Genomic DNA, 13,965 nt, shown 5'->3' with positions numbered 1-13,965 from the left:
ATTTCAGCAGATCGGGTGGCAAGCCTATGAGGGGTGAGTGAAAGACGACTTTATTGCTTGTTACTTCGTTGTGAGTGATGGGGCTCACGAAGCTTCTGTCGCTTATTCAACACTCGGTGAATAGCCAATATCCAAACGGAGTCGAGGGTTTTGGACGCCCTGCCCAAAGGGCATCACGTTCTGTTCGACGAGGGCTCACCGGGAACGTTCATCCGGCCGGCGAGCGACGGCGGCGACGGCAGCTTCGGCTGCGGTGGGCTGACGGGTGAACTCACCGCGGCTCACTACGTCGGCATCGGTATGGAGCCTCAGACCCCGCAAGCACCGATGCAGGAGGAGCCCTTCCTGGGCTTCTTCCGCGGTGACGTGCACCGCGAACTGGCCAGTCACCGGGAGCAACGGCCGGTGACGCCGCTGCGTCTGCCCGACGGGGGGACCGGCTGGCTCCTGACCCGCCACGACGACGTGCGCAAGGCGTTGGCCGATCCTCGGCTCGTCAAGGACGGTCAGCTCTCCCCGCTCGGACTACGGCCGCAGTTGCCGCCCGACATCTACGCCGCCACCGCGCAGAACATGCTCACCGTCGACCCCCCGGACCACACGCGCCTGCGTCGGCTGATCCAGGGTGCCTTCACCGCGCGGCGGATCGGACGTCTCGTGCCCGCCATCACCGCCACCGCCGATCATCTGATCGACGAGCTGAGCACCCCGGGCTCGCACGATCTCATCTCGAAGTTCGCGTTTCCGCTCCCGATCACGGTCATCTGCGAGCTACTCGGTGTCCCTGCCGACGACCGTGGCAGCTTCATGGAGGCGGCGAGCATCATCGCCTCGGGCCCGAACCGGATCCGCGAGCTGCCCGGCGCCATGATCGGAATGATCGGTTACATCCGCGACCTTGTCGGCAACAAACGCCGGCATCCCGGGGACGATCTGATCTCCGCCATGATCGCCATGCGTGACAGCGGTGAGCAGCTCACCGAGGACGAACTCGTCTCGACGGTGTACCTGCTGCTGCTCGCCGGCTACGACACGACGGGGAACCTCATCGGCAACGGCGCCTGGCTGCTGCTGGACGACCCCACGCGGTGGAGCCAGATCCGCGCCGACCCGGACCAGTTGCCCCAGGTCATCGAAGAGGTGCTGCGCTACGAGAGCCCGGTGCAGCTGGGGACCCATCGGAAGGCCACCGAGGACGTCACGTACGGCGATCAGGTCATCCCGGCCGGATCGACGGTGTTGCTCTCCATCCTGGCCGCGCACCGCGATGCCGGTCAGTACACCGATCCCGACGCCTTCGACATGGGCCGCGCGTGGAGCCCGCACCTCGCCTTCGGGCACGGCATCCACCACTGTCTCGGGGCTCCGCTGGCCCGCCTGGAGGCACGAATCGCCTTCACCAGGCTGGCGGCGCGGCTCCCCGGGCTGCGACTGGCCGAGGGATTCACCCCCCGCTGGCGGGCCAGCGCGCTGATGCACGGGCTCGAGGAACTCCCCGTGACAACGAGCTGAGGATTCGAATGCGCACCCTCGTCGTCATCGCTGCCGCCTGGATTCTGCGCGGCGTCGGCCTCCTCTACTGGCACGTCGTCGTCAAGCACCGCCGTCGACGGGTGTCCGGCTCGGAATCGGGGGCGTCACCGGCCGAGCAGAGCGTCCGCCGCTGACGCGTCGGATCGTCGACCGTCCCGGTCCTGGCCGGGCGGGCAGACACCGACCCGCGACGTGGCGGTCGACGGTGGTCTCGGTGTCCTCGACCAGCGGTCGACTGCGGGAGGCGGAACGCGGGAGATCCGGATACATCCCCTGAAGTGCCCGCAGGGCGTAGTAGGCCCGCGTCTTGACGGTGTCCGTCGACAGGCCGAGGGCGTCGGCGGCGTCCGCCAGCGAATAGCCGCGCAGGTAGAGGAGTTCGATCACGACACGATGCTTGGGTATCAGCCGGCGCACGCCCTCGGCCACCACCATGGCGTCGACCACCTGCTCGGCGTGGTCGTGCAAGGCCGTGACGTCGGACGGTTCCGTGCCGGCCCGTCGGGTGCCGGCCGACCCGGCACGCGGGCGGGCAGCGACGATGTCCTGCACCACGGTGAGTAGCCAGGTTCGGGTGGAGTCCCGACGCGCGGACAGGTGGTGCGCGTGACGCCAGGCGTGGATCAGAGTCTCCTGCACGACGTCCTCGGCGTCCGCGCGGTTCCCGGTGACCTGCACGGCGTACGCCAGCATCGCCCGGCCGTGCTCCTGCCAGATCTGCCTGACCAGCGCCTCGTGCGGCGCCGCCCGCTGGTCATCCGACCGTCTCATCGATGCCCTCTCTCTGCTGCCGCACGCGGCTATCGCCGCCGACCAGGGCCGGACGCCGGACCTGCCCGAGTGGCCGTACCCCCGACGGCAGCACCCCGTACCGGGCCTGGAATGCCCGGGTGAAATGAGCCTGCCTGCCGAAGCACCATCGGGCCGCCACCCGCGCGATACTGAGGTGACTCAGCAACGGGTCGGCCAGGTCGCGGCGGGCCGATTCGAGACGGCGCGGACGGATGTACTCCGTGACGGTGTACGGCTTGTGTTCGAAGAGCCGGTGCAGGGTACGCGGAGCCATCCGGTGTGCGGCGGCGACCCGATCGTGGCTCAGGGTGGAGTCGGTGAGGTGCCGTCCCACATACTCCAGGACCCGGATCCGTTGAGATTCCGCCACCGCCTCGCCGTCGAGCGGCGGCGATTCCAGCGGCTGCGACATCCCCAACGCCCCGGCGACGAGGTGAAGCCCCGCCTCACCGAGCCGGGTGGCCGAGGCGCCGATCGAGGCGCGCTGGCCCGTCACCGAGGCGACGAAGCTCGCCAACACCGCACCCGGCCCTGCAAGAAGTGATTGGGCCTGCTGCCTGGCCTGCCGTACGACAGTGTCCGGCAGATACAGGGCGTCCCGCGCGAACGTGAGCACCACACCGGTCCATTGCCCGGCCAGCAGCAGGTCGTAGGGCCGACCGGCGTCGTACAGGGCCATCTGCCCCGGCTCGACGGGCACCAGCCGGCCGTCCTGGCCGACCGTGGCCGCGCCCGCCAGCTGAATGAGCAGCGCCAGCCGATCGAACGGTTCGCGTCGCACCGCTTGCGGGGTACGGCGCAGGACCTGCGGACCTGCGCTGATGTCGTACGCGGTGAGCGGGCCGAGTGCCGTGCCACAGATCGTGCCGGTCGGCTCGCCTGCGTCGTCGGCCGCGAGACCACCGAACTCCGCACTCAACGACTGGCGCCACAACTCAGCGTCAAAGGCAGTCACACCCTTACCGACGTGCCGGAACGCGGAAGTTCAGGCGGAACAGGTCTGCGCTCGCGGGCAGCGCCGTTGACTACTCCTACGAAACGGTCCCGCAGCCCGGCACGGGTGCAACCGCCCACCACCGGCCGCGCGGACACACCCTCGGCGGCTCCAGCAGCATCAACGCGATGGTGTTCCTCCGCGGCCACGCCGCCGACTTCAACGCCTGGACCGAGATGGGGTGCACCGGCTGGGACTACGCCTCGGTGCTGCCGTACTTCCGCTGGATGGAGACGATCGAGGGAGCCGACCCGTTCTTCCGCGGTGACGGAGGACCGATGCGCCCCGCCGTCCCGACCGATCCCAATCCGCTGTCGGAGGCGCTCGTGGACGCGGCCGTCGCGGCCGGCTTCGCCCGGACCGGCGACTTCAACGGCGCGTTCGCCGAGGGGGTGGGCTGGCACGAGTTGGCCGTCGTCGACGGACGGCGGCAGAGCGCCGCCGACGCCTATCTGCACCCGATCATCGCTCGGCGGCCGAACCTGACCGTGCTCACCGGGGCGCGCGCACACCGGCTGATCCTCAAGCAAGGACGGTGTGTGGGTGTCGCCTTCACCCGCGACGGGCACACCACCTCTGCGTACGCCGACTACGAGGTGGTCGTGAGCGCCGGAGCGGTCGACTCGCCGCGGCTGCTGATGCTCTCCGGCATCGGGGACGCCTCGGAACTCGAACACCTGGGCCTCCCGGTGGTCCAGGACGTGCCGGGCGTCGGCCGGAACCTCCACGATCATCCAGTGGTGAGCGTGGTCTACGAGGCGACGAAGCCGATTCCGTCCGGGTGGTACAACCAGGCCGAGGCGTCGATGCTGTGGCGCAGCGACCCGCGGATGCCCGGCCCCGACATGCGGTTGGTCTTCCTGCACGTGCCGTCGCACCGGCCCACCTTGCACGCCCTGGCGAACAGCTTCACCTTCGCCGTCTCGACGGTGCCGCAGGCACGGGGCACCGTACGCCTGGTCTCCGATGATCCGTCGGCCCCTCCGATGATCGACCCGAACTACCTCGCAGTCGAGGCCGACGTCCGGCGGCTCGTCGACGGGATCGAGGTGGCCCGCACGGTCGCCGCCGCCGAACCGTTCGCCGTCTGGCGCGGCGGTGAGGTGCTGCCCGGCGCCGACGTTCGTCACCCTGCGGCGCGACGCGAGTACCTGCGGTGGGGCGTGGGGCCCGCTCATCACCCGGTGGGCACCTGCGCGATGGGCACCGGCCCCGATGCGGTGGTCGCACCTGACCTGCGGGTGCACGGCCTGGACGGGCTGCGTGTCGCCGATGCCTCGGTCATGCCACGGATCGTCAGCGTCGGCCCGAACCCGGCGACGATGATGATCGGGGAGAAGGCCGCCGACCTGATCCGCACCACGTACTTCTAGGGATTTTCCGAGCCGGGTCCGTCGGCAGTGAACCGGCGGCCTGGCGATGCGTCGTCGACAGTGACGTGGTCCCGCAGCACAGATATGTCCATAAGGGACTAATGCCGCTAAGGTGTCACCGAACTTGATTCGGGTCTCAGCGGACAGGAGACAGGATACCATGCCGACCTGGTACGAACTGCGCGAACACGCACGCACCAAGTACACGTTGGAAGATCTGGAGGACGACTGGTTCTCGCTGATCTGGACGTACGAGTCGGACCGGACCCAGAAGATCACCGTGCGCCGTTACGAGGCGTACGAGCGGGAGTGGATCGAGTTCCGCAGCTACGTCTGCGGGGGAAAGGACATGAAGCCGCGAGTCGCGCTGCGCAAGAACGACGACCTCGATCTCGGTGCGCTCGCGCTCGACGACGAGGGGGACTACGCCCTCATCCACAACGCGCTGCTCGCCACGCTCGACCCGGACGAGTTCGCCATCCCGTTGCAGGTGATCGCTGCCACGGCCGACGAACTGGAGCACCAGCTGACCGCCGGGGACGAGTTCTGATGGCCGAGCGTGCCGACGAGGTGTTCCTGCCGCCCGGCTGGGAGAACGTCCGCAGTGGCCCGAAGCGCTGGACCGACGATGGCCGCACCGACGACCCGGCGGCCCGGGTGGTGCACACCCCGACGGGCACCGGTCCGGGCGAGGGGAAGTCTTTCCTGTTCCTGTTCGGCTTCAAGACCGGCAGCGGGCAGGACCGGGCGATGCTGGCCGAGGAACTCGCCCAGATCGACGACGACATCGAGACCCTGCGCGCCGCCGGATACACGGTGGTCGTCGACACCCAGGCCACCGGGGACGACCTGCGGGAGGCGGTCGCGGGCAAGGGCGCCGGCGTCGAGGACCTCGTCCCGGCCGGCATCTACTGGAGTTCCCACGGCGGTGACGACGGCAGCCTGGAGTGCTGCGACGGGGCGAGGATCTCGCCCGACGGCATCGACCCGGGCACCGTCTCACCCGGGCTGCGACTGGTGGTCCTCGGCGCCTGCTACGTCGGCGCCTATGCGCCGGCCTGGCGTACCGCGCTGGGTGGACACCCGCTGATCGCCGGATGGGGTCGTCCGGTGACCATCGAACGCGCGGTGCAGTTCCTGGACGCGGAGCGGAAGAACGACATCGGCCTGGACGACCTGATCGAGCGCTGGCTGATGACCGACGACCCGATCCCGGCGCCGGTCGTGACGACCGGGCTGTCGCCGGCCGCCGTGACCGGCGGGCGCAGCGGCCCGCTGAGACGACGGATCCCCACGATCGCCGCGCAGCTGGGCGCTCAGTGGGAGGAGTACGACACCCACTTCGAGCTGACCGTCCCGCTGCCGGAGGACCGCAGCCACCTGGTGCGGATCTTCGCCGTCGAGGGCGCCGAGCCGTTCATCGAGGGTGTGCAACTCTGCGGGATGGAGGCCGAAGTCGGGCCGCTGTCGATGCTGACCACCCCGGAGCAGTTGCTCGCCGGGTCGGCCCGGCCCGGCTACGGCCGCATCGCGCTGATCAGCGCGGACACGGGAGTTCCGCAGGTTGTCGCGCAGTCGTTCACTCCGCTGGCCGGGGCGTCGAACCAACAACTGGCGGCGCACTGCTATCACCTCGCGGTGAGCGCGGACACCCTGGAACACCGCATCTTCGGCAGCGACTGCTGAGCCGTACCGGTCGGGGTGCGACCGACGGCAGGTCGGGTCACCCGAGTCAGGGCAGCGGGACGACGTAGGAGTCGACGCGGGCGATGAGCCCGTCGCGGAACGTGAACAGGTCGTTGAAGGCGAACCGGAACGGCCCGTGGTCGACGCTGGTCCCGCGGCCCTCACCGGTGGTGATGACGACCGGGCCGTCCTCGTGGATGCGTTCGATGTCGAGCTCGGGACTGCCGGTGAAGGCCGGATTCTCGATCTCGGCGTCGAACTCCGCCTTGCCGTGGGTAATCCGGTGGCCGTGGATGACCCACTGGACGTCGTCGGTGAGGGTCGCGAGGATGCGCTGGTGATCGCTCGTCCGGAAGCCTTCGAAGTACTCCGCGACGAGGTGGCGTTGGATCTGCTGGCTCATTGTCTTCTCTCTGACGGTGTGGCGTCGCGTCACGCCAGGTGTGCGGCGAGGGCGTCGAGGATCGCGGCGAGCCCGTCGGCCGCCTGGGTGGTCTGCAACTCGGGTGGCAGTCGACGTTGGTGGACGGTGAGATCCGTGCCGCCGTCGGCAGGGCGGAGGCTCATGGTGGTGCGCAGGCCGGTGACTGGCTCGTCGAAGACGAGTTCGTGTGGTGCGGCGACGCACACGTAGACGAACCGGAGCCGGCGGGTCGTGCCGTCCGGAGCACGGGTGTCGAGTGCGAACTCCCCGCCGGGGCGCAGGTCGAGGGTCACCGAATCGGGCGGCACGGTGGCGTGCGAGCCGCCCCAGAAGGCCGCCACGCTCGCCGGTGAGGTGAGGGCGGCCCAGACCCGCTCCGGCTCGGCGGAGAGACGACGTCTGGCGATGAGTTCGTCGCCACGACGTTTGGCGCCGGCGGTCAACGGGTCGCTCCGTCCTGGCTGAGGTGCTGTTCAAGGGCGTCGAGGCGGTCGTCCCAGGCGCGGCGCTGCTCGTCGATCCAGGTGCCGAGCCGGGCCAGCTGGTCGACCCTGAGCCGGCAGGGACGTCGGGTGCCCTCGCGCCGCTGCTCGACCAGACCACACCGCCGCAGGACACCGACGTGGTGCGAGATCGCCTGTGGGGTCAGGTCGAAGGGCTGGGCGAGTTCACCCACGGTGGCGTCGCCGCGCGCGAGGCGAGTCACCAGGGCGCGGCGGACGGGGTCACCGAGGGCGGCGAAGGCCGAGTCGAGCTCCGGCCCCGATGCGACGAGTGGAGATGCCATGAACCCACCTTAATGCAAACATGCGTTTGTGCAAACGTACGTTTGCACAGCTCGCCAACGGTGATCCTCAGGGTTGCTCGTGACCGGCACCCCCTCGCCAGAGGTCTTGCTATGCAAGGTATCTTGTTGCCATGGACAACACGCGCGAGCGGATCACCACAAACATCCGTAAGGGCGTCCTTGAGTACTGCGTGCTCGCGCTGCTCTCGCAACGCGACATGTACGGCCTGGAGTTGGCGGACTGGCTCGCCGCCCGCGGTCTGATCGCCAGCGAGGGCAGCCTGTACCCGCTGCTGGCCCGGATGCGACAGGCGGGCAGCGTCGAGACCCACTGGCTGACCCCCGAACAGGGGCATGCCCGGCGGTACTACGCGATCACCACCCAGGGCCGGGCGCAGTTGCGGGTGTTCGCGGCGGTGTGGCGTGACATCCAGCCGCACGTGGATGAACTGATAGCGGAGGAAACATGAGCAACGGCGCGCTGCCCGAAGCGGCGGAGAGCTACCTGCGGGCGCTCGGCGCGGAACTGGCCGACGCGCCACCCGACACGGTGCGCGAGATCATCGAGGACGTCCGCGCGCACATCGTCGACGCCCTGGACAGCGGACGGAGCATCGACCAGGCCCTGGCCGGTCTCGGCAGCCCACAGGACGTGGCGAGGCAGGCGCGCGACGAACTCACCCTCGCCGACGGCACCACGGACCGCGCGGCCCGTGCCGGGCGGACCCTGCGGTCGATCGCCGTGGCGCTCGGCGTACTGACCGCCGTCTGCGTGAGCTTCCTGCTGCCGTCCGCCGCACTGCCGTCGGACCTGACCCAGGCCGGCCCCGACGGGCAGAGCATCATGCAGCGGTTCGGCCCCGGATTCGCCTTGCTCACCCTGCTGCCCGCGCTGATCGCGGCTGCGCCCATGGTGCTGCCCGCCCGACTGCGCGGTGGGGCAGGGCTCGCCGGTGCCGGGATGCTCACCGCGCTCGCCTGCGCCGGCGGCGAGATCGGCCTCTACTACGTTCCCCTCGTGCTCATGCTCTGGGCGGCGACGGTCGTGCCGTGGGCGATGCGGCGAAACCCCGGCCGGGTCGCCGTACGCTCCTGGCGCCTGGCCGCCACGGCGGTGGTGCTCCTGCCCGGGCTGCTGCTCGCCTTCTCGGCGGCCACCGGCTCGGTGGGTGTCGAGTGGGTGGGTGTGCTGCTGTGGATCGTCGGGCCGCTCGTCATCGGCGCGTTGTGTGCGTACGGCCTGCGGGCCGGCTACGCGCTGACCGCGCTGGCCGGCGCGCTGGTCATGGTCTTCGCGATGGTCGACCGGGGCTTGCTGTTCGCGGCCTTCTGGCTGTTCGGCGGGCTGTACCTGATGATCGGAGCCAGCGGTTTCGTCACCGCCCGGGCCCGGCGGCGCCACCGCGAGCCGCGACCTCCGGCGGGGCGAGGGCGACTCACCTCCACCTCGCCCGGCTGACCGATCACCCGATCGGCTGCGGCGGTAGGGGATCCGGCCGGTCGCGGTTGACAGTGCCGAGGCAGGCCGAACACCCTGGCGGGATCGCGCGGTACGGTAGGTTCCTGCTTCCGACAAGGCGCTCGAAACGAGACCATGCGCAACGCCACCGTGATGCCCTACCGCGTCGTCGACGATCTTCCCTTGGTTCGGGCCTTCGTACGGGAGCAGGCACACCGTCTCGGCTTGACGGCCGACTCGACCGACGCTCTGGCGATCGCGGTCAACGAACTGGTCACCAACACCTTGCAGCACACCGGCGGCGGCGGGCAGGTCCGCATCTGGTGCGACGACGCGTCGGTCTACTGCGAGGTCGTCGACAGCGGCCCGATGCGCACGGTGCCCCGCGCCATGCCGACGCCGGATGCGGAGCGGGGACGGGGGCTCGCCATCGTGGCGCGCCTCTGCGACGAGGTGACCGCGTACGCCGAGCCCGACTGCACCATCGTCCGCCTCCGTTTCGCGGTGCGGCGGGCTGACCCGCCCGCCGGGGAAGCCGCAGCGCGAGACGACGACCCGAGGTAACCGAACAGCCGTGGGACCCTGGCCCAGGGTGCTCTGCCACGCCGAGCCCGCGCCCAGGCTCCTGAAGGGCATCGACGGTCCCTCGGCGGCTAGGCTGCCTGCGTGGCCGAAGGCGAGCTGATGACGAACGAGGAGCGGTTGCGCCGATTCGAGGCGATCACCGACCGAGCTCTGTCGGGTCTGAACATCGTCGATCTGTTCGATGAGCTGCTCGATCGGGTCCGGGACCTGCTCAAGGTAGATACCGCCACCATCCTGCTGCTGGACGGGCACTCCGGCGAACTCGTCGCGACCGCGGCCAAGGGCCTGGAAGAAGAGGTACGTCGCGGATTCCGGATCCGGGTCGGTGAGGGTTTCGCCGGCCGCGTCGCGGCCACCACCGCCCCCGTGATGATCTACGACGTCACCCCTAACGACGTGGTCAACCCGATCCTGCTCGACGCGGGGGTACGCGCCCTGCTGGGCGTGCCCATGCTCGCCAACGGCAGCCTCGTCGGCGTGCTGCACGTCGGTTCCCTGACCCTGCGGCGCTTCGGCCCCGAGGACGTGCAGCTGTTGCAGCTCGTCGCCGACCGCGCCAGCTCCGCCGGGCAGGTCCGGGCGCAGATCCTCGACCGGCAGGCGGCGCTCGCCCTGCAACGCAGCCTGCTGCCCAGCCGGCTGCCCGACATCTCCGGCCTGGACCTGGCCGCCCGGTACGTCCCCGGCCACGACCTCGGCATCGGCGGCGACTGGTACGACGTGTTCAACCTGCCGTCGGGGTGGCTCGGCGCGGTCATCGGCGATGTCTCCGGTCACGGACTGCCCTCCGCCGTCGTGATGGGGCGCATCCGCAGTGCGCTACGCGCCTACGCCCTCGACCGCGACGATCCCGCCGAGGTGCTGACCGCCCTCGACCGCAAGATCCACCATTTCGAGGCGGGCACCCTCACCACCGCCCTCTACGCCCTCATCGCACCTGACCGCGCCACGGTGCACCTCTCCTGCGCAGGTCACCTCCGGCCGCTGCTGGCCGTGCCCGGCGAGCCCACCCGTCTGGTGGACGTCGTCGTGGACCGACCGTTCGGTGTCGGCACGCCCCCGGCCGGCCGCCACACCACAGTGGTCGACCTGCCGCCCGGCGCGACGCTCGTCTTCTACACCGACGGACTTGTGGAGCGCCGCGGCGAACTGATCGACACCGGCATCGCGCGTCTCGCCGACGCCATCGAGTCGGGGCCCGCCGAGGCGCTGTGCGACCACATCATGGCGGCAGCGGTCGACGAGCCCCCGACCGACGACGTCGCCCTGCTGGCCATCCGCCGCCCCGACTGAGCGGGCGGACAGGCCCGCCACCCACCCCGCCCGACAAGAAGATCGATCTTGCACTTTCGGTCGGGACATGAGTGGGCGAATGCCGCATAAGGGCGACCAAGAGTGCAAGATCGCGCCCGCCAGCCCGGCCGCCAGCCCGGCCGCCAGCCCGCCAGCCCGCCAGCCCGATGCGACGGCTGGCAGCGGCTTCGGGGCGGGAGAGGGCGCGGGGATCACGGCAGGCGCAACACCATCCCGATCGCCTCGGCGGATCGCGGATGCGCCTGTGCGAGAGCGGCTGCGGCGGAATTCGGCGCGCCGTCGTCGGGGCTTTGCCAACCACCCTCGACACCGAGCAGTGCGGCGACCGCGTCCACCGGCTCCCGGTTGTCGGACAGTAGGCCGTGCACCTGCCCCACGGGCCGCTGCCGGACGACCGGTGTGGCCGCGGGAGCGGTGCCCGACCAGGGCGGCACCCAGGAATCTAGCGTGGACAGCGTGCCCGGGAAGGTCCGCCCGGCCTCCCGGACCAGCAACGGCACCAACTCCGGCCCGTGCTCACGCAGCGCGGTGATCAGGTTGGGTAGCCAGGGCAGCAGCACCGGGTCGGGCAGCCGGGCGAACGCGGTCGACATCGTCTCCACCACGAACGGCGTCAGCCCAGGCACCGGCTCCAGCGCGTGCACGAAACCGGACAGGTACTGCGGGAAGGCCGGCACCACCAGCGGGTTGGACAGCAGTTCCCGGCACCGCTGCCGCAACTGCGTCAACGGCAGCATGCCGAGCTGGTGGTGGGCGGCCCAGAGCAGGGCGACCTTGGGTGGCGCCTCGGGATGGGACTGGCCCACCGCGAGTTCGAGCTGGGACCGGTCGCAGCCCAGCGACAACGCCAGGCTCTCCAGGCTGAACAGGAAACCGAGCATCGCCCCGACCTGCCGTACGCCGGTCTCCTGATCGACGAACGCGGTCGGCAGCAGCGTGCAGTAGTGGGCGTACCCGGTGGTCACGAACGCCTCGCACCAGGCCGGCAGCTTCGGCGCGGTGGCCTGGTGGTGGGCGAGCAGGCGGCGGATGCGGCGCAGCACGTCCGGGGCGTCGTCGACGGTACGTTCGCCGGCGAGCAACTCGACCGCCCGGGCACCCAACTCCTCGACCAGCCGAGGGCTGTTCAACAGCGTGATGGCGTCCTCGACCGCCGTCAGGGCGCTGACGGCCGTCGCCTCGGGGCCGTGCGCCGCCCGCCGCAGGCGCTGCTCCAGCACCTGCTCGACGGTCACCCCCTCGTAGCCGAGTTCGATGAGCGCCCGTTGGTGGCGACCCAGCGCCAGATCCCAGCTCTCCTGGATCGACCGGTGGCCCAGCCGACGCTCACCCATGATCGGCCGGACCGCGCCCGGCGGCAGCAGGTGCCGCAGCATCCACAGCAGATCCGAGCAACCGGCCAGCTCCGGGCTGCCCTGAAGGTCCAGCAGCGCCCGCTGCACGGTGCGTTTCTCCAGGTCCAGCCCGAGCGGCTCAAGTCGGTGCAGCACGTCACGGGCCAACGGCGGCAGGGCGTCGTAGCCGACCTGGCCGATCCGGTCCCCGCCGAGCAGGATCTCGCAGAGCCGCCGCACGTCCCGCCGACCCGGTACGACATCCTTCTCGATGCAGGTCACCGCCGCGTCGGCGAAGTCGTACGGAGTGGGTCGGGCCCGGTTGCGCAGCCCGGCCAGCAGGATCGAGGTCTCGAACACCGCGATCGCGTCGGCGGTGCTGGCCAGATACCCGTTGCGGCGGGCCAACCGGACGATGTCCACGCACCACCTGCGCAGCTCCGCCTCGTCCAGCCCGTCCGGGGTCGGCGGCGCGGCGAGGAAACCGGAGAGCCGGTCGGTGACCGGCCCGACCGGCACGGCCTCCGGCTTGCCACGTCGCTTACGGCCCGTCGCACCCCGCTGACCCCCCAACCGGTACGGCGTCACGCCCGAGACGCTCACCGCCTTGCTCCAGGTGGCGGCGGCGATCGACACCGACCCGGGCGCGAGACCGAACTGGGCCTCGATCGCCGAGTGGCTGGACGGGATCAGCCCGTACTGCCACCGGGTCGCGGTGCGGGCGGTGATGTCGAAGTCGGGGGCGGGGGAGTCGAGGCCGAACTGTTCGACCCGGCTGGCGGCGTGGAACGCCCCGCAGACGTACAGACAGTCGGCCGGGTCCGCGCCGGTGGCGGCCAGGTGCTGCCGGATCCTGGTCCACATGTAGCGCTCGCGATCCTCGTCGCGGTCGGTACGCTCCGACGACGACGGACGCAGCCGCCGGAACAGGCTGCCGATCAGCACCATCACCTGGCGGTAGGTGTCGTGGTCGGCGGTCGCCAGGGGCCGCTCGACGTAGCTGTCCCACCATTCCGACCAGTGCCGCACCTTGCCGTGGTGCAGCAGGTACGCCTCCAACTCGGCGAACCGGGGCCGCAGGTCGCCGATCTCCACCCCGACCGCATCACCGTGCAGCGCGGCCTGGTCATCGGCCCCGTCGACAGTGGACTCCTCCGACGTCGGGGACTCGTCGCGCGGCGACCACTGGAAGACGTGGTCGGTGGACCGGTCCACCAGCACCAGTTCCACGCCCGGCGTCTCCAGCGCGTACGCGATGGCCTGGTATTCCGCCGACGCCTCGGTGACCGGCGCGATCACACTCAACGGCGCCCACGCGGCGGGAAAACCGTCGAGTTCCGAGGCGAACGCCTGCACCGCCACCGGCAGCCGGCAGTTGCGCAGCTCCGTCAACACCGGCTGGAGATCCTCACAGAGCTCCAGGTAGATCACCCGGGGCTGCTTCTGCCGCAGCCGACGCACCATCGCCAGCGCGGAGGCCGGCGAGTGATGGCACACCGGGAAGATCTCCAGCCGTTCGCCCAACGCCCGGTCGACGTCGTCGACGATCCCGGTGAGGATGTCGGCGAGGGCGTCCGGGCCGCCGGCGAACGCGGCGGCGGCGTCGGTGAGCTGCTCCCGCAACGCGGCGAACGCACCGACATCGGTGGAAGCGGCAGGGGCCGCGGCGGAGACGGCGGGGTCG

General features: G+C 70.5%; 14 protein-coding genes. 8 read left to right on the top strand and 6 right to left on the bottom strand.

The genetic code is table 11. The features are described 5' to 3' along the window. The first annotated feature begins 150 nt into the window (after nucleotides 1-150). Nucleotides 151-1,512 carry a cytochrome P450 family protein gene (locus Vgi01_RS23800; protein WP_204292457.1) on the top strand — a complete coding sequence of 454 codons (1,362 nt, stop codon included), beginning with the start codon at nucleotides 151-153 and terminating at the stop codon, nucleotides 1,510-1,512. An 81-nt stretch (nucleotides 1,513-1,593) separates the two neighbouring features. On the opposite strand, the gene Vgi01_RS23795 is transcribed toward Vgi01_RS23800, so the two are convergent. Both Vgi01_RS23795 and Vgi01_RS23790 read right to left on the bottom strand, forming a co-directional pair. Beyond that, a complete protein-coding gene (locus Vgi01_RS23795; protein ID WP_204292455.1) occupies nucleotides 1,594-2,304 on the bottom strand; it encodes a sigma-70 family RNA polymerase sigma factor in 711 nt (236 codons plus the stop codon). Beyond that, nucleotides 2,288-3,280 carry a helix-turn-helix domain-containing protein gene (locus tag Vgi01_RS23790; RefSeq protein WP_239089128.1) on the bottom strand — a complete coding sequence of 331 codons (993 nt, stop codon included), beginning with the start codon at nucleotides 3,278-3,280 and terminating at the stop codon, nucleotides 2,288-2,290. Before Vgi01_RS23790 ends, Vgi01_RS23795 begins: the two co-directional genes overlap by 17 nt. Here Vgi01_RS23790 and Vgi01_RS23785 point away from each other — a divergent pair. The 3 genes from Vgi01_RS23785 to Vgi01_RS23775 all read left to right on the top strand — a co-directional run bounded on the left by Vgi01_RS23785 (nucleotide 3,172) and on the right by Vgi01_RS23775 (nucleotide 6,378). After that, entirely contained in the window at nucleotides 3,172-4,692 is a 1,521-nt protein-coding gene (locus tag Vgi01_RS23785; protein ID WP_204292450.1) for a GMC family oxidoreductase, read from the top strand. The genes Vgi01_RS23790 and Vgi01_RS23785 overlap by 109 nt on opposite strands. A 160-nt stretch (nucleotides 4,693-4,852) precedes the next feature. Then, entirely contained in the window at nucleotides 4,853-5,242 is a 390-nt protein-coding gene (locus tag Vgi01_RS23780) for a hypothetical protein (RefSeq protein WP_204292448.1), read from the top strand. Continuing rightward, on the top strand, nucleotides 5,242-6,378 hold the full coding sequence (locus Vgi01_RS23775; protein WP_204292447.1) for a caspase family protein: 1,137 nt from the start codon (nucleotides 5,242-5,244) through the stop codon (nucleotides 6,376-6,378). Before Vgi01_RS23780 ends, Vgi01_RS23775 begins: the two co-directional genes overlap by 1 nt. 46 nt (nucleotides 6,379-6,424) lie before the next feature. Here Vgi01_RS23775 and Vgi01_RS23770 read toward each other — a convergent pair whose 3' ends face one another. Genes Vgi01_RS23770 through Vgi01_RS23760 form a run of 3 tightly spaced genes read right to left on the bottom strand, consistent with a single transcriptional unit; the run spans nucleotide 6,425 to nucleotide 7,589 of the window. Further along, nucleotides 6,425-6,781, bottom strand: a complete 357-nt coding sequence (locus Vgi01_RS23770) for a nuclear transport factor 2 family protein (protein ID WP_204292446.1) — start codon at nucleotides 6,779-6,781, stop codon at nucleotides 6,425-6,427. A 29-nt stretch (nucleotides 6,782-6,810) separates the two neighbouring features. After that, the gene (locus Vgi01_RS23765) at nucleotides 6,811-7,245 is read right to left on the bottom strand and encodes an SRPBCC family protein (RefSeq protein WP_204292445.1); all 435 of its coding nucleotides are present in this window, start codon (nucleotides 7,243-7,245) and stop codon (nucleotides 6,811-6,813) included. After that, nucleotides 7,242-7,589, bottom strand: coding sequence for an ArsR/SmtB family transcription factor (locus Vgi01_RS23760; RefSeq protein ID WP_204292444.1), 348 nt, complete (start codon nucleotides 7,587-7,589; stop codon nucleotides 7,242-7,244). Before Vgi01_RS23760 ends, Vgi01_RS23765 begins: the two co-directional genes overlap by 4 nt. 131 nt (nucleotides 7,590-7,720) lie before the next feature. On the opposite strand from Vgi01_RS23760, the gene Vgi01_RS23755 reads away from it, so the two are divergent. The 4 genes from Vgi01_RS23755 (at nucleotide 7,721) to Vgi01_RS23740 (ending at nucleotide 10,926) form a co-directional block, all read left to right on the top strand. After that, nucleotides 7,721-8,059: a PadR family transcriptional regulator gene (locus Vgi01_RS23755; RefSeq protein ID WP_102658937.1), complete on the top strand. Its 339-nt coding sequence runs from the start codon at nucleotides 7,721-7,723 to the stop codon at nucleotides 8,057-8,059. Next, nucleotides 8,056-9,048, top strand: coding sequence for a DUF1700 domain-containing protein (locus Vgi01_RS23750; protein ID WP_199180240.1), 993 nt, complete (start codon nucleotides 8,056-8,058; stop codon nucleotides 9,046-9,048). Before Vgi01_RS23755 ends, Vgi01_RS23750 begins: the two co-directional genes overlap by 4 nt. Before the next feature lie 135 nt (nucleotides 9,049-9,183). Continuing rightward, the gene (locus Vgi01_RS23745) at nucleotides 9,184-9,612 is read left to right on the top strand and encodes an ATP-binding protein (protein ID WP_204292443.1); all 429 of its coding nucleotides are present in this window, start codon (nucleotides 9,184-9,186) and stop codon (nucleotides 9,610-9,612) included. A gap of 102 nt (nucleotides 9,613-9,714) precedes the next feature. Continuing rightward, on the top strand, nucleotides 9,715-10,926 hold the full coding sequence (locus Vgi01_RS23740) for a PP2C family protein-serine/threonine phosphatase (protein ID WP_102658935.1): 1,212 nt from the start codon (nucleotides 9,715-9,717) through the stop codon (nucleotides 10,924-10,926). Between the two features lie 212 nt (nucleotides 10,927-11,138). On the opposite strand, the gene Vgi01_RS23735 is transcribed toward Vgi01_RS23740, so the two are convergent. Further along, on the bottom strand, nucleotides 11,139-13,904 hold the full coding sequence (locus tag Vgi01_RS23735) for a DUF5682 family protein (RefSeq protein ID WP_204292531.1): 2,766 nt from the start codon (nucleotides 13,902-13,904) through the stop codon (nucleotides 11,139-11,141). Nucleotides 13,905-13,965: the final 61 nt, after the last annotated feature.

It is taken from the genome of Micromonospora gifhornensis (assembly GCF_016863515.1).
In the GTDB taxonomy this organism is placed as follows: domain Bacteria; phylum Actinomycetota; class Actinomycetes; order Mycobacteriales; family Micromonosporaceae; genus Micromonospora; species Micromonospora gifhornensis.
This window is presented reverse-complemented; position numbering and strand designations above follow the sequence as displayed.